Below are 24,550 nucleotides of genomic sequence, written 5' to 3'. Positions count from 1 at the left end.
ACGGGACACTAGAAGGTCAATTTCACTGTGGTGCCCGCGCCAGCTTTGCTGGTGATGTCGATAGTCCAGCCATAGCGATCGCATATGCGCTTTACCAGATTTAAGCCCAAGCCTGTGCCGCCGGGTTTGGTGGTGTAGCTGCGGTCAAATATCCGCGGCAGGTCTGCCTCGGCAATGCCGGAACCGGTGTCGCCAATTTCCAGGCTGTGGCCATCGCTGTTTATGTCAATGCGGCCATGATGGCTGTGCTCAATGGCGTTGCGCAGCAAGTTAGAGAGCATGATTTTGACCAGGCTCTCCGGCGCCTGCACAGTGAGCGCGGTGTCCACGTGGGTGCTGAGCTCAATGCCGGCGGCGTCGATATCCCCCTTTAAATCGGCGACGAGCTGCTCTGCGACGTTGCTAACCGTGCAGGGGCCGCCCTCGTAGATGGTGCGGTCCTCTTCCCGGGACAAAAACAGCGCCGCCTCGATAAAGGCCAGCATCTCGCTGCAGGCCCGGCGGATGCGGGTCACCGCGCGCTGGGTGGCGGGCTGGGGACAGTCGGCCTCGATAATATCCACGGCGCCGATCATTACCGACAAGGGGGTGCGCAGCTCGTGACTGGCGGCCGCGGTGAAGGAGCGCTCCCGGTCCACAAAGTGGTCGATGCGCTCCAGGTAGCTGTCCACGGCGGCGGCAATCTGGCTGATATCGCTGTCGCCAAACTCCGCTTCGATTCTAACGCCGCGCTGTTTGGGCGATAGCCCTGTCAGACGCTGGGTAAGTCGGCGCACCGGCTCCAGCACACTGTCCGCCGCTTTACTGGCCAGGTAAAGGGCCACGATCAGCACCACTAGCATCCCGGCAAGGAGAATGGCGAGCAGTGTATGCTCCTGCTCCTCCCAGTCCGAGATGTCGTAGAGCAGGTACACTTTGTCGCCGGCGTCGCTAACGATTTGCAGGTGGTAGTGCCGCTTGTCCAGCTTGATGCTGTGGTAGGCGCCGGGTGGCAGGGCTTGAATGTCCGCCGGCAAGCGCTGGACGTCATCGCCGCGATAGTACTGCCATTCATTGAGCAGTGGGTTGTCCAGGGAGTCGGCATTGGCGGGATCGGCCAACAGGATGTCGATATGCCGACTGACGATCTTGCCGAAGGTGGCCTCTTCCAGTTGCTGCTTGATCAACAGCAAACCGCCGGCGAACAGTGTGCTGGTCACCGTGACAATTACCGCGGTGACCAGGATAAGCCGATATCTCAGGGTTTTGACTTTCATGATTTGCCTGCGGTGTCTGCCAAGCGGTAGCCGACACCGTGTACGGTATGCAGCAAGGGTTTATCAAAGGCTTTGTCGATGGTGTTGCGCAAACTGTAAATGTGAGTCCTGAGTATGTCTTTGTCCGGCGGGTTATCCCCCCAGATAAGCTGTTCCAGCTGCGCTCGTTTTACCACCTTGGGGCTGTTTTCCATCAGGTAGTGCAGCAGCTTGCGCTGGATGGGGTTGAGCTCCAGGGCCTGATTGCCCCGCCGCACCTCCAAGGTTTGGGTGTCGAAACTGAGGTCGGCCACGTGCAGTGCCGGCGCCTCGTTTTGCTGACGTTTTAATAGTGCCAGCAGGCGCGCTTCCAATTCTTTTACCGAAAAGGGTTTGACCAGGTAGTCGTCAGCGCCCACCTCAAAGCCCAGCAGTTTGTCGTCGAGTTGATCCCGGGCGGTGAGCATAATGACCGGGGTGTGGTTGTGGCCAGCGCGCAGCTGTTTGCACAGTTCGATCCCACTCATTCTGGGCAGCATTAAATCCAGCACAATGGCGTCAAACTCGGTGCTGCGGGCCAGCTCCAGGCCCTGTTGTCCGTCGATGGCAAAGTCCAGCTGGTGGCCCTTGGGCTCCAGATAGTCGGCAATGTTTTCCGCGATGTCGCGATTGTCTTCCACGATCAATAGATTCATCGGCGATCGCTCGGTGGTTTCTTGTATTGGCGAATCTAGCATGACAAACGCCAAAAGGATGTCAAAAGCGCATTTTGCCCCCGCCGTCACGTTGTCGACATATTTTTGACAAGCGCCTCTTTACCCTGTGCCGCACATTCACTGACTGCGGACATCAATGTGAAAGCCTTACTAGCGTCTGCCGGACTGTACTTGATAGTGGCCGCTGTGGTGGCCAGCCCGGCCCACTCTGCCGATGTTGAAGCCCGGGAAACCGTGGCTCACCCCCACAGCGAGCACCCTCATCTGGGTGTTGATGCGAGCCTGTCCATCGATCGGGTTTTTCAGGCGGCATTGCAATTGGCACCGGAACAGGATCTGGGCAGTGCCTATCGGCAGCAGGCCGAAGCCCAGCAACGGGTCAGTCGCCGCCTGATCGCCAATCGACCGCGCCTCAACCTCAGCTACTGGGATGATCAGGCTGGTGACAATACCGGCATGCAGGAAACTGAATTGGGCGTAGAGGTGGACCTGTGGCGTTGGGGCGAGCGCGGTAATGCCCAGGCCCTGGCCGACAGCTTTAACAGCGGCAGCCAGGATTGGCAGGCCTACCAACAGTTGTTGGTGTCGGGGCGGCTGCGGGACGCGCTCCATCAACTCAGCGCCAGCGCCGCGCGGCGCCAGCATGCCGTGGACGCGGTAAGCGATGCCCAGCGCTTGTTGGCCGTCAGCCAAAAGCGATTCAAAGCCGGCGCCATTCCCCGGGCGGCGGTGATGCAGAGCGAGGCCCTGTTGTTAACCGCCCGCCAACAGTTGTTGGAGCAGGAGGCGGAGCTGGTCGACGCCGAGCGCCAGTACGTGACCCTGACCGGTTTGCAGCAGCGTCCCGAGACTTTCTCGGAGGCCCCGCCCCAGCGGCGACAGATAGATCAACAGCACCCGCAACTTCGCCTGCTGCTGACCCGCCGTCAGCAGCAGGCCGAAAAATTGACCCAGCAGCGCCACCAGGCGGCGGGCAACAGCACCGTGTCGCTGGGCGTGCGACGGGAGCGGGGCAGTGACAGTGAACCCGAGCTGGAGAGTTTTGGCGTCAGTGTGTCGATCCCGTTTGGCGGTAGTGCTCACAGCGATGCGTCCAGCTCTGAGGCGGCTGTGGCACTGGCGGATATCGACGTGCAGATCAAACGTGCCCGCCTGCAATTACAGCAGCAACTGCACGAGGTGGAGCATCAGTTGGATGTGCTGGAGGAATCCCTGGATTTTGCCACCCGGGCCCGGGATCTTGCCCGACAACAGTGGCAGATGGCAGAGAAGGCCTTTGCCATCGGCGAGTCCGATATTCGCCCCACTATTCTGGCGCTGCAGCACTACCGGCAAAGCCAAGTGCAGTGGCAGTTGCTCACCCTGCGCCGTCACCAATTGATTTCCTCCCTGAGACAGACTGTTGGAGAACCCCTATGACCTTTTTTATCTCGCGCCCCCAGCGGGCCCTGGCTGCTCTCACCGTGATGCTCTCTGCCAGTCTGGTGCAACCGCTCTCGGCCGCCGCCGAAACCATTGCGCTGTCCAGTGAGGACCAGGCGCGTTTGGGTATCGTCAGTCAGCCTTTGGTTGCCGCGGACAGCGGTGTGGGTATTCACGTACCCGCAGTGATCATTCCCTCGCCGGAGTCGCCCTCGCAATTGGTGGCCCGCTACGACGGCGTACTGGTGGGCTGGCACCAGCCCGGCGGTGCCACCGTCGAGGCCGGTGATCTGGTCGCCACCGTCAACAGTCCGGCGCTGGCTCGTGTACAGGAGCAGTGGTTGGCGGCGGTATTTGCCCAGGCCAACCAGCGGGCCCTGTTGGCCAAAGATCGGCAGCTGTTTGCCGACGGTATTATCTCCCAACAGCGGCTGGCACAAACCGAGCGCGCCGCTCAGCAGGCGGCCTTCAATCGCGATGCCTGGCGGGGGCAGTTGCAGCAGGCGGGCTTTGACGAGCAGGCCCTGCAACAACTGCGGGACGGCAAATTAGCGCCGGGGGACTACCCCCTCAAAGCGACCCGCGCGGGGGAGCTCAGCCGGGAATATCTTCGCGTCGGCGATGCGGTGGCCGCCAATCAGCCCCTGGCATCCGTGACCGGCGCCGATGGTTTGTGGCTGCGCGCCTCTATCAGTGCCGCGCTGGCTGACGGTTTGGCCCTGGGGCAGGAATTGCAGATTGCCGAACTGCGCGACAAACAGGCTCGGGCCACGCTGACCTTGGTCAGCAAAAATCGCCAGCTCAGTACCCACACCCAGCGGGTGGAAATCCTGGCGCGCTTTCAGCAGCCGGTGGCGCTGCTGCCCGGTCAACGGGTCAGTCTTATTGTGTCCAGCACCGCGCCGGGGGTGAAGGTGCCGGCCAGTGCGGTTACCCGCAGTGGCGCCGAGGCCTCAGTCTATGTGCGGGCCGACGGTGGCTTTGAAGTGCGTCGCCCGTCGCTGGTGCCACTGGGCGAGGACTACCTGGCCACCGCGGGTTTGCAATCCGGTGAGCAAGTGGCGGTGCAGGGCACTGCCCAGTTGAAAGGCATGTTGCTGGGCCTGGGAGGCGGTGAATAATGTTGTCGCGACTGATTCAATTCTCCCTCAGCCAGCGCCTGCTGATCGGCCTGTTAACGCTGTTGTTGATCGGCCTGGGCGGTCGCGCGGCGATGAATATCGCCATCGACGCCTTTCCGGATATCTCACCCACCCAGGTGAAAATTATCATCAAATCGCCGGGTATGACCCCGGAAGAAGTGGAGAGCCTGATCACCCAGCCCATTGAGGTGGAGCTGTTGGGTATCTCCCGGCAGTCGATGCTGCGCTCTATTTCCAAATACGCGCTGTCGGCGATTACGCTGGATTTTGAGGAAGGCACAGATATTTACTGGGCCCGGCAACAAGTTGCCGAACGCATGAACAATATCTGGGACCAGCTACCCGCTGGCATTAGCGGCGGTCTGGCGCCGATGAGCACGCCGCTGGGTGATATGTTTATGTTCACCGTGGACAACGAGCAGATGTCACTCAGTGAACGGCGTTACCTGTTGGACTGGACTATTCGCCCGGCGCTGCGAACGGTGGACGGCGTGGCCGACGTCAACTCGCTGGGGGGCTTTGTCAAAACCTATGAAGTGGCGCCCCGCCGGGGCGATATGGCCACGCTCAAGGTCAGCACCCAGCAACTGATTGAAGCCCTGGAGCGCAATAACCGCAACGATGGCGCGGGCCGCCTGGACCAGGGCGAGGAAGCCATCCTGGTGCGGGTTGCCGGGGCGCTGAATTCGCTGGAAGAGATTGCCGACCTCCGGGTCAGCAATGCCGATGGCGAGACCTTTGCGTTGCGGCAGTTGGCGGATATTCGCCTCGGCGCTTTGGAGCGCTACGGCTCGGTAACCGTGGACGGCAAAGGAGAGGCGGTGCAGGGCCTGGTCATTGGTTTGCGCGGCGCTAACGCCCGGCATGTGGTGCAGGGGGTGAAGGATAAAATCGCCGAAATTCAGCCCGCCTTGCCGGAGGGCACCACCCTCAATGTATTTTACGACCGCAGCCAGCTGATTGAGCTGGCGGTGGGTACGGTGGGCGAAGCCCTACTGGAAGCGGTGCTGCTGGTGCTGGTGGTGCTGGGGCTGTTTCTGGGCAATGTGCGCGCGGCGTTGACGGTGGCCAGTATTCTGCCGCTGTCGGCCTTGTTCACCTTTTTTATGATGGACCGCCTGGGTATGAGCGCCAACCTGATGAGCCTCGGCGGGCTGGTTATCGCCATCGGCATGCTGGTGGATTCCGCCATCGTGGTGGTGGAGAACATGGTGTCGCTGCTGGCCCGTCACGACGGCCCCTCCCAGCAGGGCGCCCGCCGCTTGCCGCTGCTACATATTCTGTTTCGGGCGGTCAAGGATGTGGCGGTGCCGGTGACCTCCGGGGTAATTATAATCGTGATTGTGTTTCTGCCGCTGATGACCTTGCAGGGGCTGGAGGGCAAATTGTTTGTACCGGTGGCGCTGACGATTGTGTTCGCCCTGTTCGGTGCACTGATAATGTCGCTGACCGTGATCCCGGTTATCGCGTCTTTGTTGTTGAAAAGCGGCCAGGACGAAGAGCCCTGGTTGAGCCGTAAATTGATTAGCCTGTATCAGCCCCTGTTGGCCAAGGCCCTGCAGCGCCCCGCTGTGGTGGTGACCTTTGCCGGCGGTCTGCTGGTATTGATGGCGGTGCTGTTTCCCTTTGTGGGTAAAACGTTTATGCCCACCATGGATGAGGGCGACTTGATTGTGCAGTTGGAGTCGATTCCCTCGGTGAACCTCAGCAGTGGCATCCGCATGGTACAAAGCGTGGAAAAAGCCCTGCTGGACAACGTCGAGGAAATCGAGCGCATTGTGTCCCGCAGCGGCTCCGACGAAATCGGTATGGACCCCATGGGCCTGAATGAGACCGATGTGTTCCTGCAACTGAAACCCCAGGATCAATGGCAGGTCGCCGATAAGGCCGCCCTGCAGGACAAGATGCGGGCGGTGTTGGAACAATTCCCGGGGCTCAATTACGGCTTTACTCAGCCGATTGATATGCGGGTGTCGGAAATGCTGACCGGCTCCCGGGGCGATATCGCCATTAAGGTCTTTGGTCCCGACCTCAGTACCCTCAATGACCTGGCCCAGCGCATTAGCCATATTGTCGGCAATGTCGACGGCGCGGTGGATACCACGGCCACCCTCAATGAGGGCGCCCAGTATTTACAGGTCAATGTCGACCGGCTGAAAGCCGGGGCACTGGGCTTGAATGCCGATACCCTGCAACACCGTCTGCGGGCTGAAATCGAGGGGCTGCCGCTGGGCAACATCATTGAGCAGAGCGCCCGGGTGCCGCTGGTACTGCGCTACGACAAACCCGCCGGTGACGGCGTGGTGCAATTGCAGAACAGCCTGATGACCCTGGACGATGGCCGGGTGGTGCCGCTGTCCGAGCTGGCCAGTATTGAGCGCATCGACGGCCCGGTGGGGGTATCCCGGGAGTCGGGGCGGCGCTTTGCCGTGGTGCGCAGCAATGTGGCGGGCCGCGACCTGGTGGGTTTTGTCGACGAAGCCAAGCAAGCCATCGCCGCGCAGCTCGATATGCCCGAGGGCTATTCGCTGGCCTGGGGCGGGCAGTTTGAGAACCAGCAGCGCGCCGCCGCCCGTCTGGGTCTGGTTGTGCCGGTGGCCCTGGGGTTGATTGCCCTGCTGCTGTTTATCACCTTCGGCTCCCTGAAGCAGACGCTGATTATTCTGTCCAATATCCCCTTTGCCCTGACCGGCGGTGTGGTGGCGCTGTGGCTGACCGGCGAGTTTATGTCGGTGCCGGCGTCGGTGGGCTTTATTGCCTTGTTGGGCATTGCGGTGATGAATGGGGTGGTGATGATGTCCTATTTTAATCAACTCCGGGCCAAGGGCCTGGACATCCACACCGTGGTGACCGAAGGCGCCGTGCGTCGTTTGCGGCCGGTAATGATGACGGCTACCACCTGTGCGCTGGGTTTGGTGCCGCTGCTTCTGGCCAGCGGTCCGGGGTCGGAAATTCAAAAGCCCCTGGCGATCGTGGTGATCGGGGGACTGATCAGCTCGACCCTGCTGACCTTGTTTTTGCTGCCGATTATTTATCGCCGCTTCCACCGCCCGCTGATTCGCCAAACCCATCTCGCTGAGGAGCAAGCCTAATGTCCAGTCAGCAACGTTTGATACTGACCATTCCTCCGAGCTTGGAGGATGACTTGGTCGACTACCTGCTCAGTTTGGAGGCGGTCGGCGGTTTCACCTCCTACCCGGTTCACGGTCACGGCGAAAACCGCCAGCTGTCCATTGCCGAGCAGGTGACCGGACGCCAGAAGCGGGTGCAATTTGAGCTGATTCTGCCCAGCGACAAGCTGGAGGCGGTGCTTGCTGGTCTCAGAGAGCAGGTGGGCAGTGATACTTTTTACTGGCACCAGGACGTCAATGGCAGCGGGCATTTGTAGTGCCCCTGAGTGCGACGGCTGCTCAGCGCTGAATCCAGTGCAACACCTGCTGGGCGGCGAGAAAGTCCTCCGCCTCCCGGCCATGGAGCATAGCCAGGGTGGCCAGCAGTCCAGCCTCCACGCAGGTGTTGGCCGCCACCGTCACTGAGCGCGGGGCGTCCAACACCGGCCAACCGGTGCGGGGGTTGAGGACATGGGGGTAGCGCTTGCCGTTTTTCAGCAGGAAGCGGCGGGCGTCGCCACTGGTTGCCAGGGCGCCGCGCTGCAACTGAATCATGGCCGACTGCAGTCCACCGATACTTTCCACGCCCACTAGCCAATGGGGCTGGCCGGCAGGGGGCGCGGTGGCAAACAAATCGCCGCCAAAGTTAATCAGCACCGGTGTGTCAGTGATATCCCGCACCAGTGCGGCGGCCCGGTCCACCGCGTACTCCTTGCCGATACCGCCAAAATCGATCTCCATACCCGGCTTTAGACGCAGAATCGGCGATTGCCAGTGCAGCTTGTCCCAACCGACGATGTCTAGCAGTGCGTCGATGTCAGATTGGGGGGGCAGGCGGCGCCGAAACCGGTGGTGGTGGCGATGGACACCACTTCGAAGATGCCCTTCGATATCGCCTTGGTGGGCCCCAGGGTAGCGGTGTAAATGAGTACCAGTACGGTGACCACGCTTACCACTGCAAGGATGCTGAAGTAGAAACGGAACTCCGAATCCTGCCAGTAGGCCCTGAGACTGCGTTGGCGAAAGGCCATGAAGTGCAGTGCGAAATTGGCCCCCGAGATGATCATGAAAACCACCGCAATCATTTCGATCAGCGCACTGTCAAAATACCCGATGCTGGCGTCGTGGGTGGAGAACCCGCCGATGGCGACGGTGGAGAAGCTGTGGCCGATGGCATCGAACCAGGTCATGCCGGCGGCCCAGTAGGCAAAGGCGCATAGTGCGGTGAGCGCCACGTAGATGTACCACAGGGCCTTGGCGGTTTCCCCGATGCGGGGGGTGAGCTTGTTGTCCTTGACCGGCCCCGGCACTTCGGCCCGGTACAGCTGCATACCCCCGATACCCAGCATGGGCAGGATGGCGACCGCCAGCACGATGATCCCCATGCCGCCCAGCCATTGCAGCTGCTGGCGATACCAGAGCATGGACTCCGGCAGTGAGTCGATGCCGGTAATGACGGTGGCCCCGGTGGTGGTGAGCCCGGAGACGGCTTCGAACAACGAGTCGATATAGGTGTAGGGGGCGTTGTTGCTGAGGTAAAAGGGAATAGAGCCGGCCACGCTCAGTACCACCCAGAACAGGGTGGTGATCAGGAAGCCGTCCCGCACCCGCAGGTCACCGGCCACCCGCCGGAAGGGGAGCCACACCACCAGGCCACCGAACATGACCATCATCAGGCCATTGGCAAAGCGCTGCCACTGGCCGTCGTCGTAGAGCAGGGAAATGCCCAGGGGCGGCAGCATGGTGAGGCTGAACAGCATCATCAGCAGGCCGAGTACCTTGGCAATCACCGGCAGGCGCATTCTACAGTCCCTTCGGTTGCGGTGGATGTGTCATCAGAAGAAGGTCAGCCCCACCTGGAACAGCTTTTCCACCTCGCGGATGCGGGTCTTGTCCACCAGGAACAGCACCACGTGGTCGTCCGGCTGCACCCGCAGGTGATCGTGGGCGATCAGTACCTCGTTGTGGCGCACGATGGCGCCAATGGTTGTGCCCTGGGGCAGCTTGATCTCGTCCAGGCGTTTGCCGACAACCCGTGAGGAACGATGATCGCCGTGGGCGATGGCCTCGATCGCCTCCGCCGCGCCCCTTCGCAGGGCGTGCACATTGACCACGTCGCCCTTGCGCACGTGGGTCAGCAGGCTGCCAATGGTGGTTTGCTGAGGCGAGATGGCCACGTCGATTTCGCCACCCTGGATCAGGTCCACGTAATCCGGGTTGTTGATCAGGGTGAGCACCTTGCGGGCACCAAGGCGTTTGGCCAGCAGCGAGGCCATGATGTTGGCCTCGTCATCGTTGGTGACCGCGCAGAATACATCGGTGCTTTCGATGTTCTCTTCCAGCAGGATGTCCTTGTTGGCGGCGTTGCCTTCCAGCACGATGGTCTTGCGCAGGTTCTCCGACAGCATCACGCAGCGGTCCCGGTCCTGCTCCAGCAGCTTGACCTGGTAGCGACTCTCCAGGGTATGGGCCAGGCGCTGGCCGATGTTGCCGCCACCACAGATGAAGACGCGCTTGTAGGGTTTCTCCAGGGGCTGCAGTTCGCTCATCACCGAGCGGATGTGGTCGGTGCCGGCAATGAAGAAGACCTCGTCACCATCCTCGATGACGGTGTCGCCCTGGGGAATGATGGGCCGATCCTTGCGGAAGATGGCCGCCACCCGGGTGTCGACGCGGGGCATGTGGGTGCGCAGATAGGACAGCTCATGGCCCACCAGCGGACCACCCTCGGTGGCGCGGATGGCCACCAGCCGCACCAGGCCGTTGGAGAATTCCAGCACCTGCAGGGCACCGGGATATTCGATCAGCCGGGTGATGTGCTGGGTAACCAGGTGTTCGGGGCTGATCAGGACATCCACCGGGAAGCCGTTCTCGCCAAACAGCTCCTTGCGGGCCAGGTAGGCGTTGGCCCGCACGCGACTGATCTTGGAGGGGGTCTTGAACAGCGAGAAGGCCACCTGGCAGGCAACCATGTTGGTTTCGTCCGAGTTGGTGACGGCAATGAGCATGTCGGCATCTTCGGCACCGGCCTGCCGCAGAACCGTAGCGCTGGCCGGGCGAATCAAGGTGTTCGACCCTCTGCTGGAGCATCACGCATTCGTGCAACAATTGCAGTCAGCGCATGGGCGTAAAAGCAGTTTTTGGGCACGCCTGTAGACTTGATGTAGTATTAAAGCCCGCTAATCGAGCATGAGTCTCATACGGATGCTCGGGTCGAAAGGGAATCCCCAGGCGAGTAACCTGTTTGCGGTGATCCATTAGCTGCAGGAGCAGAAGAGCATACATCTGGAAGCAAAGCCAGGAAAGCGGCCTATGGAGCTGTGCGGCAGCGCTCAGTAGGCAATTTTTCAAAATATTGTTAAGCCTTTTCTGAGCATGGTATTTTTCATGGTATTACCAATTAGCAGGAAAATAAGCCATTGAATATAAAAGATAAAAATGTCTTGTTTACAATAGAGTGGGAATGATCACTCGTTAGGCACTAGCTGGTACTAACTGGCATTTAATGACAAAAAAGGCCCATGTTTTCATGGGCCTTTTTTGTTTTTATATCTGGCAGTCTTTGGCAAATGATGGCAGCGGGAAGCATCGATTGAGCGTGGTATCCAAGGTGGTATTATCGAGACATGAGAGGTAGGTTCAAGGGGGCATGGTACAGAGGGCTTGAATAACTTTCTCTTGGAGCAATCTGAAAACTGTTATACCCGTATAGCGTCAAGTTGCTTTGCCTTATCTGTGCTGGCTGATCGATGCCGAGTTCCGCCGATGTTCCACAAGAGCAGCAGGAATTTTTATGATGGACAGAAATTCGGGTCAAAAACTGACATTGAAGCGGCTCGTAAGGGTGAACATTGCTCGGGTCGTCGTCGCCGCGATTGTCGTCGGCCTAGGCGCTTGGGCGTGGTGGTTTGTTCAACCAAAGGGTTTGCCAGAAGGCTTTGCTGCTGGCAACGGCCGAATCGAGGCCGTTGAGATCGACGTCGCGGCCAAGACTGCGGGCCGGGTCAAGGAGATCCTGGCTAACGAAGGCGACTTTGTCCGCGCCGGGCAGGTGCTGGCGAAAATGGATTCGGTCGTTCTGGAGGCACAACTGCGCGAGGCCCAGGCACAGTTGCGGCGCGCGCTTATCGGCATAGAGACTGCGCAAAGCCAGGTGACCCAGCGAGAAGCCGAGAAGCAAGCGGCCGAGGCGTTCATTGCTCAGAGGAAGGCCGAACTCGATGCTGCGAAGAAGCGCCTTGACCGTACAGAAGAGTTGGCTTTGAAAGGGGCCGCGGCCCTGTCCATGCGGGATGACGATCGTGCCGCCTTCCAGGCGGCGAAAGCCGCAGTCGGCGCCGCGGAAGCGCAGGCGGCCGCCGCCCAAGCGGCCATAGGACGAGCCAAGTCGGATGTTATTGGGGCGCAGGCGTCGGTGGAAGCGGCGCGGGCCACCATCCAGCGCATCCAGGCTGACCTTGATGACAGCGTTCTGAAGTCGCCGCGCGACGGTCGTGTCCAGTACCGCGTCGCTCAGCCCGGCGAGGTGTTCTCTCCGGGTGGCGTCGTGCTGAATATGGTTGATCTCGCCGATGTCTACATGACCTTCTTTCTGCCGACAGAGCAAGCCGGGCGCGTCGCGTTGGGAACCGAAGCGCGGCTCGTGCTCGACGCCGCTCCGCAGTACGTGATACCGGCCCAAATCTCGTTCGTCGCGGATGTCGCACAATTCACGCCCAAGATGGTGGAGACGGAAGAAGAACGCCAGAAGCTAATGTTTCGCATCAAGGCGCGGATCGACCCGGATCTGCTTAGGAAGCACCTCCACCAGGTCAAGACCGGCCTCCCCGGCATGGTCTATGTGCGCCTCGACCCGCAGGCAAGCTGGCCTCCTGAACTGCAACTCAAGCTGCCACAATGAAACGGGATACGAGCCAAACGTCCAATAACAGCGAGTTGGCGGCCATGCCGGTCGCCCGCTTGAGGAACCTGACCTTGCGCTACAGGGAGGTCCACGCGCTCGATTCCGTTAGCCTTGAGATCCCGGCCGGCTGTATGGCCGGGCTGATTGGCCCGGACGGGGTCGGCAAATCGAGTCTGCTGGCGCTGATCGCGGGTGCCCGCGTGATTCAGGAGGGAGAGGTCGAGGTACTCGGCGGCGATATGGCCAATGCGCGCCACCGCCGTAGCGTTGGTCCGCGCGTTGCGTATATGCCGCAGGGGCTCGGGCGGAACCTTTATCCGACGTTGTCTGTGCGCGAGAACCTCGACTTCTTCGGACGCCTGTTCGGGCACGACGGCGGCGAACGGGCGCGTCGCATCGAAGCGCTGACCGAGGCCACCGGACTCAAGCCGTTTCTCGATCGGGCGGCGGGCAAGCTATCCGGCGGGATGAAGCAGAAGCTCGGACTCTGCTGCGCGCTGATCCATGATCCGGACCTCCTGATCCTCGACGAGCCGACCACTGGGGTGGATCCTCTGTCACGACGCCAGTTCTGGGAATTGATCTCCGAGATCCGTTCTTCCCGAGCCGGTATGAGCGTGCTGGTGGCCACGGCCTATATTGAGGAGGCGGCACGCTTTGATTGGTTGGCGGCGATGGACGGTGGGCGGGTGCTGGCTTGTGACAGCCCCGAAGGTTTATTGCAGCGTACAGGAATGGATTCGCTGGAAGCGGCCTTCATCCGGCTGCTGCCGGAAGACAAGCGCCGGGATTATCGGGCGGTCGAGATTCCACCGCGGTCGGAAGAGGCTGTCGATACCGCGATCGAGGCGCAGGATCTAACCATGCGTTTCGGCGATTTCACTGCCGTAGACCGTGTGAACCTGCGAGTCCCAAGGGGCGAGATCTTCGGTTTCCTTGGCTCTAACGGCTGCGGCAAGACCACCACCATGAAGATGTTGACCGGCCTGCTGCCGCCGAGTGAAGGCCGCGCCTGGCTGTTCGGGCAGGAGGTGGACCCGCACGACCTCGCCACCCGTCGTCGCGTAGGCTATATGTCACAGTTTTTTTCGCTCTACACCGAACTGACGGTGCGGCAGAACCTGGAACTGCACGCCCGGTTGTTCCAGGTGTCCGCCGCCGAGATTCCGCAGCGTGTGGAGGAGATGATCGAGCGCTTTGATCTGGTCACCGTGGTGGACAGTTTGCCGGGCCGACTGCCCCTCGGGCTCCGACAGCGCCTGTCGCTGGCGGTGGCCATGATCCACAAGCCCGAGATGCTGATCCTCGACGAGCCCACCTCGGGTGTCGACCCGGTTGCACGTGACGCTTTCTGGCGCATGCTGGCTGAGCTGTCGCGTCGGGATGGGGTGACTATCTTCATCTCCACTCATTTCATGAATGAGGCCGAGCGTTGCGACCGCATTTCGCTGATGCACGCCGGCCGGGTGCTGGTGACCGATACGCCTGCTGCTCTGATCAGCCAGCGGGGCGTGGAGACTCTGGAAGAGGCGTTCGTGGGGCATCTGGAGGAGGCGTTGCAGGAGGCCGAGAGACAACCAGAAGGGATAGCTTCGCTCGGTTTGGTTGATGCGTCAGCAGGCCATGTTGAACTACAGGGCTGGCGACGCCGGTTTGACCCCCGGCGCATGCTCAGCTATGCGTGGCGCGAAGGGCTGGAGTTGCGCCGCGATCCCATCCGGCTAACGTTGGCGCTGGTCGGTAGCGTCATCCTGATGTTCGTGATGGGCTATGGGATCAGCCTTGATGTTGAGGACCTCACCTTCGCGGTACTGGACCGCGACCAGACCACCGTCAGCCGCGATTATACGCTTAACCTCGCCGGCTCCCGGTACTTCGTCGAGCGGGCGCCGATTACCGATGATGCCGATCTCGACCGGCGGATGCGCGAAGGCGACCTTAGTCTGGCGGTCGAGATCCCGCCGGGTTTCGCGCGTGACATCGCCCGGGGCCGGCGGGTCGAAATCGGCGCTTGGATTGACGGCGCCATGCCGGCACGGGGAGAGACCGTTCGCGGCTATGTGCAGGGGATTCATGCCCACTGGCTGGCGACCAAGGCGCGTGAGGCCGGCTACGGCGAGGCTTTGGCGGGACTTGTTAATATCGAGACTCGGTTTCGCTATAACCCGGACGTCAAGAGCCTGGTGGCGATGGTGCCGGCGGTGATCCCGCTGCTGCTTATGCTGATCCCGGCCATGCTCGCGGCGCTCAGTGTGGTGCGGGAAAAGGAGCTCGGCTCCATCACCAACTTCTATGTCACGCCGACGACGCGGCTTGAATTCCTGCTCGGCAAGCAGTTGCCCTATGTTGTGCTGTCCTTCTTGAGCTTCCTGCTGCTCACGCTGCTCGCGGTGAGCATCTTCGGCGTGCCGCTGAAAGGTAGCTTCCTGACGTTGGCAGTGGGTGCGTTGCTCTATGTCGGCACCGCGACGGCCTTGGGGCTCCTTATCTCTACCTTCATGCGCAGCCAGATCGCGGCGATCTTCGGCACGGCGGTGCTCACTATCCTGCCTGCAGCGAACTTCTCGGGCATGATCGATCCGGTGTCGTCCTTGGAAGGAATGGGCCGGCTGATTGGCGAGGTCTATCCGACCACGCATTTCTTGACGATTGCGCGCGGCACCTTCTCGAAGGCCCTCAATTTCTCCGATTTGCATGCCGCTTTCATTCCGTTGGCGCTGGCCGTGCCGGTCCTGACCGTGCTGTCCGCCGCGCTGCTCAAGAAACAGGAGCGGTAGCCCATGCGCCTTGCCAATATTCTCCACCTTGGGGTCAAAGAGTTGCGCAGCCTCGTCCGCGACCCGATCATGCTTGTGCTTATCGTCTACGCTTTCACCATTTCGGTCTACACGGCGGCCACGGCCATGCCGGAGACCTTCAACAAGGCCCCGATCGCGATTGTGAATGAGGATCGCTCTCCAGTGTCATGGCGCATCGTCAGCGCCTTTTACCCGCCGTACTTTGTTCCACCCGACGTGATCGACCAGGCCGAGATGGATGCCCGCATGGATGCCGGCATCGACACCTTTGCCCTCGACATCCCTCCCGACTTCCAGCGCGACCTGCTGGCGGGGCGCAGGCCAACGATCCAACTCAACGTCGATGCCACGCGCATGAGCCAGGCTTTCAACGGCAGTGGCTATATTCATAGCATTGTGAGCGACGAGGTGCGGGCCTTCGCGCAGCGCTACCGCGAGGTTCCGGAGTTACCGGTCGATCTGGCGCTGCGGGCGCGCTTCAATCCCCAGCTCAACAAGTCGTGGTTTGGCGCCATCATGCAGGTCATCAACAACGTGACCATGCTCTCCATCGTCCTCACGGGCGCGGCGTTGATCCGCGAGCGCGAGCATGGCACGGTCGAGCATCTGTTGGTCATGCCGGTCACCCCTTTCGAGATTATGACGAGCAAGGTGTGGGCGATGGGGCTGGTGGTCCTTGCCGCCACCGCCTTCGCGCTTACCGTCGTCGTGCAGGGCTGGCTGTCTGTGCCGATCGAAGGCTCGCTTACGCTATTTCTGGCCGGGGCGGCGCTGCATCTTTTCGCAACCACCTCGATGGGCATCTTCCTCGGCACCGTCGCCCGCTCCATGCCGCAGTTCGCCCTGCTGCTCATGCTGGTGCTGCTGCCGTTGCAAATGCTCTCCGGTGGCTCGACACCGCGCGAGAGCATGCCGGAGGCTGTCCAGTACATCATGCTCGCCGCGCCCAATACCCATTTCGTGATGCTGGCCCAGGCGATTCTGTACCGCGGCGCGGGCTTCACGGCGGTCTGGCCGCAGTTCCTCGCCATCGCCGTGATCGGGTCGGCCTTGTTCGGCTTCGCGCTCGCCCGGTTCCGTCGCACCATCAGCACCATGGCTTGAGCATACAAAAAAGACAGGGACAAAAGGTCTGGACGCCCTCGCTGGCCGAACAGGCCCAGAAAATTATTCACTAAATGTCAGGTTCTTAGGAGCCGCGTGGCTGGAATAGCCAACGTAAGAACGAGCCGGCGCGTTCGGCGTTACCTTGACCTGGTAGAACGTGCGACTTTAGGGTGTGGCTTAGAGTATTACGCTAATACCTGAATGCTTGCTTCTCGAATTCAAGCCTCGAAACGAATTGGATGAGTTGGGAAAGTGCGCTTGGATGATGCGCCGTCGCCCAGTTCCTCTTTCTGGTTCAATTGTTTGTGGTGAATTATTTTACAGAAAGGCCCATGTTCTCATGGGCTTTTTTGTCTCTGTTTGGCCGCCGATTACGTTTCGTAAAAGCGAGTAAAACTGGCCATTGGTTTAATGCGTTGTTGTTGTTTTGGGAGTACTACTTGGATCGACCTTTAGGATCGTTTTTGTTGCAGTACACGGTTAAGGGGGCGAACAATTTTTAAGCATGTTCTAATCATGGTGTTTTCATGGGTCTCGCACTCTGTGCGATACCGAAATACGTGCCGTAATATTACTACTCAGCGATAGACTCTTAATGTTCATTGGGGGTCTATGAGCGATACAGGAGTAACACATGAGCGATAAACCAGCGAAACCCACCACAACAGATGGTGGCATCCCAGTAGCCAGTGATGAACACTCCCTCACAATAGGAGCGGACGGGCCGATTGTCCTTCACGATCACTATTTGATTGAGCAAATGGCGAATTTCAATCGCGAGCGTATCGTAGAGCGCCAACCCCATGCGAAGGGCGGCGGTGCCTTTGGCCACTTCGAGGTGACCAAGGATGTAAGTGCATACACTAAAGCTGCAGTATTTCAGCCCGGCACCAAGACGGACACTCTGATTCGATTTTCTACGGTAGCCGGTGAGCGCGGCAGCCCAGATACTTGGCGTGACCCACGAGGCTTTTCGCTGAAGTTTTACACCAGTGAAGGCAACTATGACATGGTGGGTAATAACACGCCGGTTTTCTTCGTGCGGGACCCAATGAAATTTCAGCACTTTATCCGCTCGCAGAAACGTCGCGCCGACAACGGCCTACGCGACCACGATATGCAATGGGATTTCTGGACGCTTTCGCCTGAGTCGGCGCACCAGGTGACTTGGTTGATGGGCGATCGCGGTATACCCAAGACGTGGCGTCACATGAATGGCTATTCCAGTCATACCTATATGTGGATCAACGCCAAGGATGAGAAGTTTTGGGTTAAATACCACTTCAAGACCGATCAGGGTATTGAATGCATGACCCAAGATGAAGCTGACAGTATGGCCGGTAAAGATGGCGACTATCACCGCCGTGATCTGTTTGACTCCATCAAAAACGGCGATTACCCAAGCTGGACTCTGCACATGCAGATCATGCCGTTTGAGGATGCCAAGACCTATCGGTTAAACCCTTTCGATTTGACTAAGGTGTGGCGGCACAGTGACTACCCCTTAATGGAAGTCGGCAAACTGACGTTGAACCGCAACCCGACTGATTTTCACACCGAGGTGGAGCAAGCCGCATTTGAACCTAATAACCTCGTGTCCGGCATCGGTTTGTCCCCCGACAAAATGTTGCTAGCTCGTGGCTTCTCATACGCGGACGCTCACCGTCACCGGCTGGGGGTGAACTACAAGCAGATTCCTGTCAACAAGCCAAAGTGTCCGGTGAACAGCTACAGCAAGGACGGAGTGGGGCGTACCGAAAATGTTTCCGATCCGGTTTATGCGCCGAACTCCTACGGTGGGCCAGAAGCTGATCCGCAACGGGGCCAGGATGGTACGCAGTGGTATGCCGATGGCGACATGGTTCGCCAAGCGTACACGTTGCGCAAAGACGACGATGACTTCGGTCAGGCGGGAGCCTTAGTACGCGAGGTACTTAACGACGAAGAGCGTGATCGCCTTGTAGATAACATTGTTGGTCACCTGTCTGCGGGTGTATCCGAGAGGGTTCTGCAACGCGCGATTGAGTATTGGTGCAATGTTGATAAAACGCTGGGTGATCGTATTGCCAAAGGTCTTAAAGGCTAGTGGCTGCATGAACCGCAGGGTGGTCGACGTTTAGGTTTCTGCGAAGACGTTTTAAACCCCCGCTAGCAGGCCTTTCGTCAGCCTGAGGCAGCCGTCAATGGTTGTCTCAGGTGCTACAAGGCGTTCAGTTACTGATTGGCCCTAATCCAAAGAAATACACAGGTTATCGTTGGCGTTTATGCTCGGCGCCGAATCACTGAAGGTTCGGTCTAGCGCCCAATTGCTAAAGGGCAGATAGAGCTCTTCCTTCTCTCTACATTTCTGTTGGTTTGTTACGGTTTATAGCTAACAGTTCCGACGGCGGGTGTTGATCGCCAAGCCAAATAACACCGGCACTAGCAGTGCCAATCCGAGTATCAAATTGATAGCTCCTTGTGCGCTCCCCGTATGTGTCCAGTAGCCTGCAATTGCCCAAGGTGCAACGGCCCGTGCCAGCGACATGGGAATCAGCATGATGCCGTTAATTCTCCCGTAATGGTGGCGGGACAGTAGCTCGGGAACGGCCATTGCGCGAACGATGGTGAAGATGCCATTGGCGCCACCGTAGAGTAGACACAGCGCAACCAGCGTTAGTGTGCTGGGCGGAGCTTTGAGCAGCACAATGGCAACGGGGAAGGTGATACCGGTGAGCAGGCCCAATTGTCTTATCGTGATCTTTTTGAAAAGTAGTATCAGTACCCTTGCACCGACTTGGGCAGGACCAATGAGCGCTATGGCCAGGACCACGGATTGGGTGTCATCAGAGAGCGCGACCAGCAGGGGGTAGAGGTGATACGTGAAACCTGAAAACAGGGCCATGTAAGCACAGAATGATGCGCTTAAAAGATAAAATGTTGGCTGCCGCAAGATGGGGGAAAGGGACGGTTGATTTGCGGCGACGGTTTTGGGTGGTGTGACGTTGCGTGTTGTTGTGGCTGGCGGAATGGCCCAGTAATAAAGTGGTGCGGCGATGGCCAGGTTAATGGCGGCAAGAGACAGCAAGGTGCCGCGCCAGCCTAATGCATCCAGCATGGACTGCACTAAGGGTACGAACAGGGTGCTGGAAAAGCCTGCCCAAAGGGTTATCGCGGTAATGGCTGAGCGCGCCTGCTGAATGTTCAATTGACGAACCACCACAGCAAAAGCGGGCTCATACAACAATGTGGCTTGAAGCCCAGCCAGCGTAATGATGGCTGCATAAAAGGCGGGCGCCGTTGCGGCATAGGACCATAATAGCGTGGTTAGTGATGCGGCGAAGGTTGCCCCCACCATAATCTTGCGGCCATGCCCACGATCGACCAGGGTGCCAACCGGATAAGCCATGGCTGCCGCGAGAAGTAAGCCGGCAGTGGCCGCACCGTAAATCGAACTGCGGCTTATTCCTGTGTCGTTAATCATCGCCTCTGCTATCAAGGGGAAGCTGTAATACAGCACGCCCCAAGATACCAGTTGCGCAAGGCCCAAAGCGGCAACAAAGCCATATTTAGCGGGCTGCACATTCATCCCGGGCACGTGGGTGCCGCGCAGGGTTGAACTGGAGTTGGCTCCTCTTCGCTGTGCAGCGCGGAGATCACCGATAAAACCTGCTTATAACCGGTGCGAAGCAAAAAAGTGGGAGCCCGACCGTAGCTTTTTATGCCAACGATATAGAGATTCGATTCAGGGTGAGACAGTTCGGCTGCGCCATGCTCAGGTACGGAGCCACAGCTGTGCATGTTTGGGTCGATCAAAGGCGCTAGCCTGGTGGGGCTTTGTGTGGCCGGATCGATGGTGGTGCGAAGCTCGGATAACACACTGAGGTCAGGACGGAAGCCGGTTGCCGCAATGATGCGGTCAACAGGAGGAAGTGACTTGCCATTACTGTGTACGATAAGGCGGTTCCCGTCTTGGCTAATGGTGTCGACCTCAATGCCGGTATGAACGTGTATTCGGTCTTGCTCGAGTAACGCTTGTATATGCACCTCCAATGCTCTGCGCTCTTGGAGTTCATCATTAGCAGGCGAGCGAACTACGTTAGTGACGGGTTCGCTGCGAACAGCCCAATGCACTTGCATGCCGGCGCTTTGTTCTGAAAGTCGAACCAGGTCTTGTAAGGCATTAAAAGCCGAGTGACCGCCGCCAACCACAAGTACCGATTTGTCGGTGTAGTGTGCACGGTCAACGCCAAGGACATCAGGAACGCCGTAGCGAATGGCGTTGGACGCAGCATTTTCTCCTAATGCAGGAATGCCATGGGCGCCAAGCCAGTTGGGCGTTTGGTAGGTGCCTGAGGCGTCGATTACCGCTTGAGCGGTGACGTCGTGCTCTCCATCAGGTCCTGCAATGCGGAGCACAAAAGGGGTGTCGTCCCGTCCTTTTGTGCGTAATACATCATGGTTGCATCGACTCACATGGAGAACCCGGTTGTTAAGGTGCAGGTGCGAGGCGATTTTGGGGTGGTTGGCTAGCGGCAATACATAATGCTCTAGGAGCTCTTTCCCGGTGGGAAACTTCGCTAGCGAGGGTTCCGTCCAGTTACCTTGGTTCAGCAGCTCAACGGCGGCAGGGTCGATGTTGTACGACCAGGGTGAAAACATGCGGACATGTCCCCAGCGAGCAAGATGGGCGCCGGCCTGCGTGCCCGCCTCAAAGATGATGGGTGTGTAGCCGCGATTAAGCAGATGAACGGCGGCGCTGAGGCCAATCGGGCCTGCGCCGATAACGGCGACCGGGAGAGTGGCGAGTGTTTTGTGCATACTGTCATCCTTCTTAATCTGTTGGTACTAACAACAAAATGGTTAAAAAATGCCGCTATGAGCCTAGGCGAGCGCGGGCCGCAGCGGTCAGCTGGCGGATCAAGGTCAGGGCGCCATCGACCACTTCCGGGGGCAGGTTCTTTATCATTGAGGCTTCTTCAGCCACCAAATCCTGGCGGATCGTCTGATACAGTTTTTTGCCCTCAGGCGTCAGCGAAAGTTGCACCGCGCGTTGATCTGACGGATCCGGGGTTTTCAGCACATATGCCTTGCGCAACAGGGAGTCGACGACTCTGCTGGTCGTGCTTTTGTCCAGATACATCTCCGAAGCCAGGGCCTGCAGCCGTAAAGGGCCACGCTTTACTAGGGTTTCGAGCGCATAGCACTGAGCCACGGATACGTCGTGGGAACAAATGTAATCGCGATCGCGGAACTGGTGAACCCGTATCAACTGATTGACGGCTTCATACAGCTGTTCGGCACGATCTGTACTGGAGGACATAGATAATTGTCTAAACGTTTATGTTGTTACTGGCAACTATATTAATGGAATCGGCACAGTGCAACATCACGCGTAAGTAAATATGGATGTGATGCTTGAAAAGTAACCGGATTTGCTTAAAATACCCATCCTTCCTGGGAGTTGGGGCCAGTCTTCAAGAGGGTAGGCCGTGCTTCGATTAGGCTTTCAGGTAGAACTCATTCCGTTTCAGCTAGTTGCGTACGTCGGCCAGAGTAAGGGTCGGGGTTGTTGTGCCCGTTGTGGTGGCATACAATGCGCGCCTATTTACTGAGGCGGTGAGGCTACTCGCCTCGTTTTCGACAACAGATTGGAGGTTCACGACATTAAGCGTGGAGGCAAAGGCCGCGAGCAGCGCGCCAATACAAATCAGCAAATCCAGGCAACCGAAGTTCGGTTGATTGATGTGGATGGTGAGCAGGTCGGTATCGTCAGCCTGCAGGACGCCTTGGAAAAGGCCACTTCTAAACAGCTGGATCTGGTGGAAATCTCCCCTGGTGCAGAACCACCGGTTTGCCGAATTATGGATTACGGCAAACATCTGTTCGAGGCTAAACAAAAGGCCAAAGAGGGGCGCAAAAAGCAGCGTCAGACTCAGGTCAAGGAAATCAAATTCCGTCCCGGCACCGATATCGGTGACTACGATGTGAAACTGCGTAACCTCATTCGTTTCCTTGAGGCCGGCGACAAAGCAAAAATCACCGTCCGCTTTCGCGGTCGTGAGATGGCTCACCAGGAACTGGGCCGGGAACTTCTTGCTCGTATCGAGAAGGACTTGGAAGAATACGGTTCTGTTGAGCAACGTCCGAACATGGAAGGGCGCCAGATGATCATGGTGCTCGGCCCGGGCAAAAAGAAGAAGCAGTCCTAACGGACTGTTTAATTAATTCATCAACTTGAGAAGGTACCATGCCTAAAATCAAGACAAACCGTGGGGCTGCCAAGCGTTTCAAAAAAACCGCCTCCGGTTTCAAGCGCAAGCAGGCATTCAAAAACCACATTCTGACCAAAAAGTCTTCCAAGACTATTCGTAAACTGCGTCCGAAGCAGGAAGTCCACGAGAATGATGTGGCTCTTGTTAAACGCATGATGCCCTACGCATAACTTTTACGGATCTGGAGACTAAACAATGGCACGAGTAAAACGTGGTGTGCAGGCGCGCCGTCGGCACAAGAAAATTCTCAAGCAGGCTAAAGGCTACTACGGTGCCCGCAGTCGTGTATTCCGCGTAGCGGTACAAGCCGTTACCAAAGCCGGTCAGTATGCTTACCGCGACCGTAAGGTTCGTAAGCGTCAATTCCGTCGTCTGTGGATTGTGCGTATCAACGCGGCTGCGCGTTTGAACGGTCTGTCTTACAGCCGTCTGATCAATGGACTGAAAAAAGCGTCCATCGACATCGACCGTAAAGTACTGGCGGACATCGCTGTCCGCGATCAGGCAACCTTTAGCGCTTTGGCCGAAAAAGCCAAAGCGAGTCTCACCGCCTGATTTACTGTTCGGTCTTAGACTGAACAGCATACTCAACGGGGGAAGAGTTCGCGCTCTTCCCCCGTTTTTGTTTGAAAAAAGACCAGTTGAAAGTTGAAAGTATAAAGTTGAAACGCGGTTGGGTTTTAATGCCAATCGAGTGGCTTTTCCCCACGCTTTACTGGGGCGCGGCTTTAGCCGTGTCGGGTCGTATCTTTCTGGAATCGCGCTTTGCAACTTTCAACTTTCTTCTGATTTAAAGACTGCGGAGTCTTAAATGGAAAATCTCAATGCCCTGGTCGACGCTGCTCTGGCAGAGGTCGAACAGGCTGGCGACATTCGGGCCTTGGATGATGTGCGGGTAAAGTACCTGGGCAAGAAGGGCGAAATCAGTGCCCTGATGAAAGGCTTGGGTAAGCTGAGCGCTGAGGAGCGCCCGCAGGCGGGTGCGGTGATCAATGAAGGCAAGCAAAAAGTCCAAGACGCCATTGCCGATCGCAAGAGTGCAATGGAGGAAGCGGCGTTAAAACAGCAGCTTGCCAGTGAAACCGTTGATGTCACCCTGCCGGGGCGTGGAGAGTTGCCGGGTGGGTTGCATCCGGTAAATCGTATGCGCCGTCGCATTGAAGATTTCTTCCTGCGTTTGGGCTTTGACATTTCCGAAGGCCCTGAAGTGGAAGATGATTTCCACAATTTTGAAGCGTTGAATATCCCTAGCCATCACCCGGCCCGGGCCATGCATGACACCTTTTACTTTGGTGATGGGCGTTTGTTGCGTACCCATACCTCACCGGTACAGGTGCGGGTGATGGAGCAGGGCAAGCCCCCGTTCCGGATTATCGCCCCGGGTCGAGTGTATCGTTGTGATTCGGATCTGACTCATACCCCCATGTTCCACCAGGTGGAAGGTCTGTTGGTAGACAAGGGCATTACCTTTGCGGACCTGCGTGGCACCGTAGCGGAATTCCTGCGTTACACCTTTGAAGTGGAAGATCTGCCGGTGCGTTTCCGTCCCAGCTATTTTCCGTTTACCGAGCCAAGCGCCGAAGTCGATGTGGGCTGTGTTAGCTGTGGTGGAGAAGGCTGCCGGGTGTGTTCGCACACAGGTTGGATCGAAATCATGGGCTGCGGCATGGTGCACCCAACGGTGCTTGAGGCCGGCGGCGTTGATGCAGAAGAGTACAGCGGTTTTGCGTTTGGTATGGGCATCGAACGTATCGCCATGCTCCGTTATGGCGTAAACGATTTGCGGTTGTTCTTTGAGAACGACACCCGCTTTTTGTCCCAGTTTGGCTAACGCCTCCCGCGAACAAGTTTAAGGAATTTCGA

At 58.4% G+C, this 24,550-nt stretch carries 20 protein-coding genes and 1 pseudogene; 13 read left to right on the top strand and 8 right to left on the bottom strand.

Annotation, left to right across the window (positions count from 1 at the left end; genetic code table 11):
* Positions 1-8: 8 nt before the first annotated feature.
* Positions 9-1,256, bottom strand: coding sequence for a HAMP domain-containing sensor histidine kinase (locus tag Y017_RS12990; RefSeq protein ID WP_035461310.1), 1,248 nt, complete (start codon positions 1,254-1,256; stop codon positions 9-11).
* On the bottom strand, positions 1,253-1,930 hold the full coding sequence (locus Y017_RS12985; protein ID WP_035461410.1) for a response regulator transcription factor: 678 nt from the start codon (positions 1,928-1,930) through the stop codon (positions 1,253-1,255). The genes Y017_RS12990 and Y017_RS12985 overlap by 4 nt, the downstream gene beginning before the upstream one ends.
* Before the next feature lie 159 nt (positions 1,931-2,089).
* Here Y017_RS12985 and Y017_RS12980 point away from each other — a divergent pair, with 159 nt between their 5' ends.
* The 4 genes from Y017_RS12980 to Y017_RS12965 are packed head-to-tail and all read left to right on the top strand — an operon-like array spanning position 2,090 to position 7,903.
* Complete coding sequence (locus Y017_RS12980) at positions 2,090-3,370, top strand: TolC family protein (protein WP_035461309.1); 1,281 nt, start codon at positions 2,090-2,092, stop codon at positions 3,368-3,370.
* Positions 3,367-4,494 carry an efflux RND transporter periplasmic adaptor subunit gene (locus Y017_RS12975; protein ID WP_035461307.1) on the top strand — a complete coding sequence of 376 codons (1,128 nt, stop codon included), beginning with the start codon at positions 3,367-3,369 and terminating at the stop codon, positions 4,492-4,494. Before Y017_RS12980 ends, Y017_RS12975 begins: the two co-directional genes overlap by 4 nt.
* Positions 4,494-7,607: an efflux RND transporter permease subunit gene (locus Y017_RS12970; RefSeq protein WP_035461305.1), complete on the top strand. Its 3,114-nt coding sequence runs from the start codon at positions 4,494-4,496 to the stop codon at positions 7,605-7,607. The genes Y017_RS12975 and Y017_RS12970 overlap by 1 nt, the downstream gene beginning before the upstream one ends.
* Positions 7,607-7,903: a DUF3240 family protein gene (locus Y017_RS12965; RefSeq protein ID WP_035461303.1), complete on the top strand. Its 297-nt coding sequence runs from the start codon at positions 7,607-7,609 to the stop codon at positions 7,901-7,903. Before Y017_RS12970 ends, Y017_RS12965 begins: the two co-directional genes overlap by 1 nt.
* Before the next feature lie 22 nt (positions 7,904-7,925).
* Here Y017_RS12965 and Y017_RS12960 read toward each other — a convergent pair whose 3' ends face one another.
* From Y017_RS12960 to trkA, 3 genes and pseudogenes are all read right to left on the bottom strand, one after another.
* Positions 7,926-8,423 (bottom strand): FAD:protein FMN transferase, encoded by a 498-nt coding sequence (locus Y017_RS12960; RefSeq protein ID WP_231483520.1) that lies wholly within the window; start codon positions 8,421-8,423, stop codon positions 7,926-7,928.
* Positions 8,424-8,425: 2 nt separating this feature from the next.
* Positions 8,426-9,427, bottom strand: a complete 1,002-nt coding sequence (locus Y017_RS12955; protein WP_197017569.1) for a potassium transporter TrkG — start codon at positions 9,425-9,427, stop codon at positions 8,426-8,428.
* 33 nt (positions 9,428-9,460) lie between these two features.
* Positions 9,461-10,666 (bottom strand): annotated as a pseudogene (gene trkA, locus Y017_RS12950) (Trk system potassium transporter TrkA); the annotation flags it as partial.
* On the opposite strand from trkA, the gene Y017_RS15595 reads away from it, so the two are divergent.
* The 5 genes from Y017_RS15595 (at position 10,596) to Y017_RS12930 (ending at position 18,519) form a co-directional block, all read left to right on the top strand.
* Complete coding sequence (locus Y017_RS15595; protein ID WP_369751981.1) at positions 10,596-10,781, top strand: DUF6880 family protein; 186 nt, start codon at positions 10,596-10,598, stop codon at positions 10,779-10,781. The pseudogene trkA and the gene Y017_RS15595 sit on opposite strands and share 71 nt — an antisense overlap.
* 637 nt (positions 10,782-11,418) lie before the next feature.
* Positions 11,419-12,525 (top strand): HlyD family secretion protein, encoded by a 1,107-nt coding sequence (locus Y017_RS12945; RefSeq protein ID WP_011589128.1) that lies wholly within the window; start codon positions 11,419-11,421, stop codon positions 12,523-12,525.
* Positions 12,522-15,305, top strand: coding sequence for a ribosome-associated ATPase/putative transporter RbbA (gene rbbA / locus Y017_RS12940; protein ID WP_035461301.1), 2,784 nt, complete (start codon positions 12,522-12,524; stop codon positions 15,303-15,305). The genes Y017_RS12945 and rbbA overlap by 4 nt, the downstream gene beginning before the upstream one ends.
* A gap of 3 nt (positions 15,306-15,308) precedes the next feature.
* On the top strand, positions 15,309-16,430 hold the full coding sequence (locus Y017_RS12935) for an ABC transporter permease (protein ID WP_011589126.1): 1,122 nt from the start codon (positions 15,309-15,311) through the stop codon (positions 16,428-16,430).
* A 637-nt stretch (positions 16,431-17,067) separates the two neighbouring features.
* A complete protein-coding gene (locus tag Y017_RS12930) occupies positions 17,068-18,519 on the top strand; it encodes a catalase (RefSeq protein ID WP_035461300.1) in 1,452 nt (483 codons plus the stop codon).
* A 285-nt stretch (positions 18,520-18,804) separates the two neighbouring features.
* Here Y017_RS12930 and Y017_RS12925 read toward each other — a convergent pair whose 3' ends face one another.
* The 3 genes from Y017_RS12925 to Y017_RS12915 are packed head-to-tail and all read right to left on the bottom strand — an operon-like array spanning position 18,805 to position 21,735.
* A complete protein-coding gene (locus Y017_RS12925; RefSeq protein WP_155849270.1) occupies positions 18,805-20,001 on the bottom strand; it encodes an MFS transporter in 1,197 nt (398 codons plus the stop codon).
* Positions 19,998-21,233, bottom strand: a complete 1,236-nt coding sequence (locus tag Y017_RS12920; RefSeq protein WP_035461296.1) for an FAD-dependent oxidoreductase — start codon at positions 21,231-21,233, stop codon at positions 19,998-20,000. Before Y017_RS12920 ends, Y017_RS12925 begins: the two co-directional genes overlap by 4 nt.
* 55 nt (positions 21,234-21,288) lie before the next feature.
* Positions 21,289-21,735: a MarR family winged helix-turn-helix transcriptional regulator gene (locus tag Y017_RS12915; RefSeq protein WP_035461294.1), complete on the bottom strand. Its 447-nt coding sequence runs from the start codon at positions 21,733-21,735 to the stop codon at positions 21,289-21,291.
* A gap of 343 nt (positions 21,736-22,078) precedes the next feature.
* On the opposite strand from Y017_RS12915, the gene infC reads away from it, so the two are divergent.
* From infC to pheS, 4 genes are all read left to right on the top strand, one after another.
* A complete protein-coding gene (gene infC / locus Y017_RS12910) occupies positions 22,079-22,624 on the top strand; it encodes a translation initiation factor IF-3 (RefSeq protein WP_035461397.1) in 546 nt (181 codons plus the stop codon).
* Between the two features lie 38 nt (positions 22,625-22,662).
* Entirely contained in the window at positions 22,663-22,857 is a 195-nt protein-coding gene (rpmI, locus tag Y017_RS12905; protein ID WP_007149690.1) for a 50S ribosomal protein L35, read from the top strand.
* A 25-nt stretch (positions 22,858-22,882) separates the two neighbouring features.
* Positions 22,883-23,242, top strand: coding sequence for a 50S ribosomal protein L20 (rplT, locus tag Y017_RS12900; RefSeq protein WP_007151143.1), 360 nt, complete (start codon positions 22,883-22,885; stop codon positions 23,240-23,242).
* Positions 23,243-23,498: 256 nt separating this feature from the next.
* On the top strand, positions 23,499-24,518 hold the full coding sequence (pheS, locus tag Y017_RS12895) for a phenylalanine--tRNA ligase subunit alpha (protein ID WP_011589119.1): 1,020 nt from the start codon (positions 23,499-23,501) through the stop codon (positions 24,516-24,518).
* The last annotated feature ends 32 nt before the right edge of the window (positions 24,519-24,550 follow it).

This window comes from Alcanivorax sp. 97CO-5, assembly GCF_000524665.1.
GTDB classification, from domain to species: Bacteria; Pseudomonadota; Gammaproteobacteria; order Pseudomonadales; family Alcanivoracaceae; genus Alcanivorax; species Alcanivorax borkumensis.
Note: the sequence above shows the minus strand (reverse complement) of the source record. Positions and strands in the feature narration are given on the sequence as shown.

Excerpts from the sequence above, each read along its gene's own strand:
- Y017_RS12990 (WP_035461310.1), bottom strand. The coding sequence starts at position 1,256 with ATGAAAGTCAAAACCCTGAGATATCGGCTTATCCTGGTCACCGCGGTA.
- Y017_RS12985 (WP_035461410.1), bottom strand. The coding sequence starts at position 1,930 with ATGAATCTATTGATCGTGGAAGACAATCGCGACATCGCGGAAAACATT.
- Y017_RS12975 (WP_035461307.1), top strand. The coding sequence starts at position 3,367 with ATGACCTTTTTTATCTCGCGCCCCCAGCGGGCCCTGGCTGCTCTCACC.
- Y017_RS12970 (WP_035461305.1), top strand. The coding sequence starts at position 4,494 with ATGTTGTCGCGACTGATTCAATTCTCCCTCAGCCAGCGCCTGCTGATC.
- Y017_RS12965 (WP_035461303.1), top strand. The coding sequence starts at position 7,607 with ATGTCCAGTCAGCAACGTTTGATACTGACCATTCCTCCGAGCTTGGAG.
- Y017_RS12955 (WP_197017569.1), bottom strand. The coding sequence starts at position 9,427 with ATGCGCCTGCCGGTGATTGCCAAGGTACTCGGCCTGCTGATGATGCTG.
- Y017_RS15595 (WP_369751981.1), top strand. The coding sequence starts at position 10,596 with ATGTTGGTTTCGTCCGAGTTGGTGACGGCAATGAGCATGTCGGCATCT.
- Y017_RS12945 (WP_011589128.1), top strand. The coding sequence starts at position 11,419 with ATGATGGACAGAAATTCGGGTCAAAAACTGACATTGAAGCGGCTCGTA.
- rbbA (WP_035461301.1), top strand. The coding sequence starts at position 12,522 with ATGAAACGGGATACGAGCCAAACGTCCAATAACAGCGAGTTGGCGGCC.
- Y017_RS12935 (WP_011589126.1), top strand. The coding sequence starts at position 15,309 with ATGCGCCTTGCCAATATTCTCCACCTTGGGGTCAAAGAGTTGCGCAGC.
- Y017_RS12930 (WP_035461300.1), top strand. The coding sequence starts at position 17,068 with ATGAGCGATAAACCAGCGAAACCCACCACAACAGATGGTGGCATCCCA.
- Y017_RS12925 (WP_155849270.1), bottom strand. The coding sequence starts at position 20,001 with ATGAATGTGCAGCCCGCTAAATATGGCTTTGTTGCCGCTTTGGGCCTT.
- Y017_RS12920 (WP_035461296.1), bottom strand. The coding sequence starts at position 21,233 with ATGCACAAAACACTCGCCACTCTCCCGGTCGCCGTTATCGGCGCAGGC.
- Y017_RS12915 (WP_035461294.1), bottom strand. The coding sequence starts at position 21,735 with ATGTCCTCCAGTACAGATCGTGCCGAACAGCTGTATGAAGCCGTCAAT.
- rpmI (WP_007149690.1), top strand. The coding sequence starts at position 22,663 with ATGCCTAAAATCAAGACAAACCGTGGGGCTGCCAAGCGTTTCAAAAAA.
- rplT (WP_007151143.1), top strand. The coding sequence starts at position 22,883 with ATGGCACGAGTAAAACGTGGTGTGCAGGCGCGCCGTCGGCACAAGAAA.
- pheS (WP_011589119.1), top strand. The coding sequence starts at position 23,499 with ATGGAAAATCTCAATGCCCTGGTCGACGCTGCTCTGGCAGAGGTCGAA.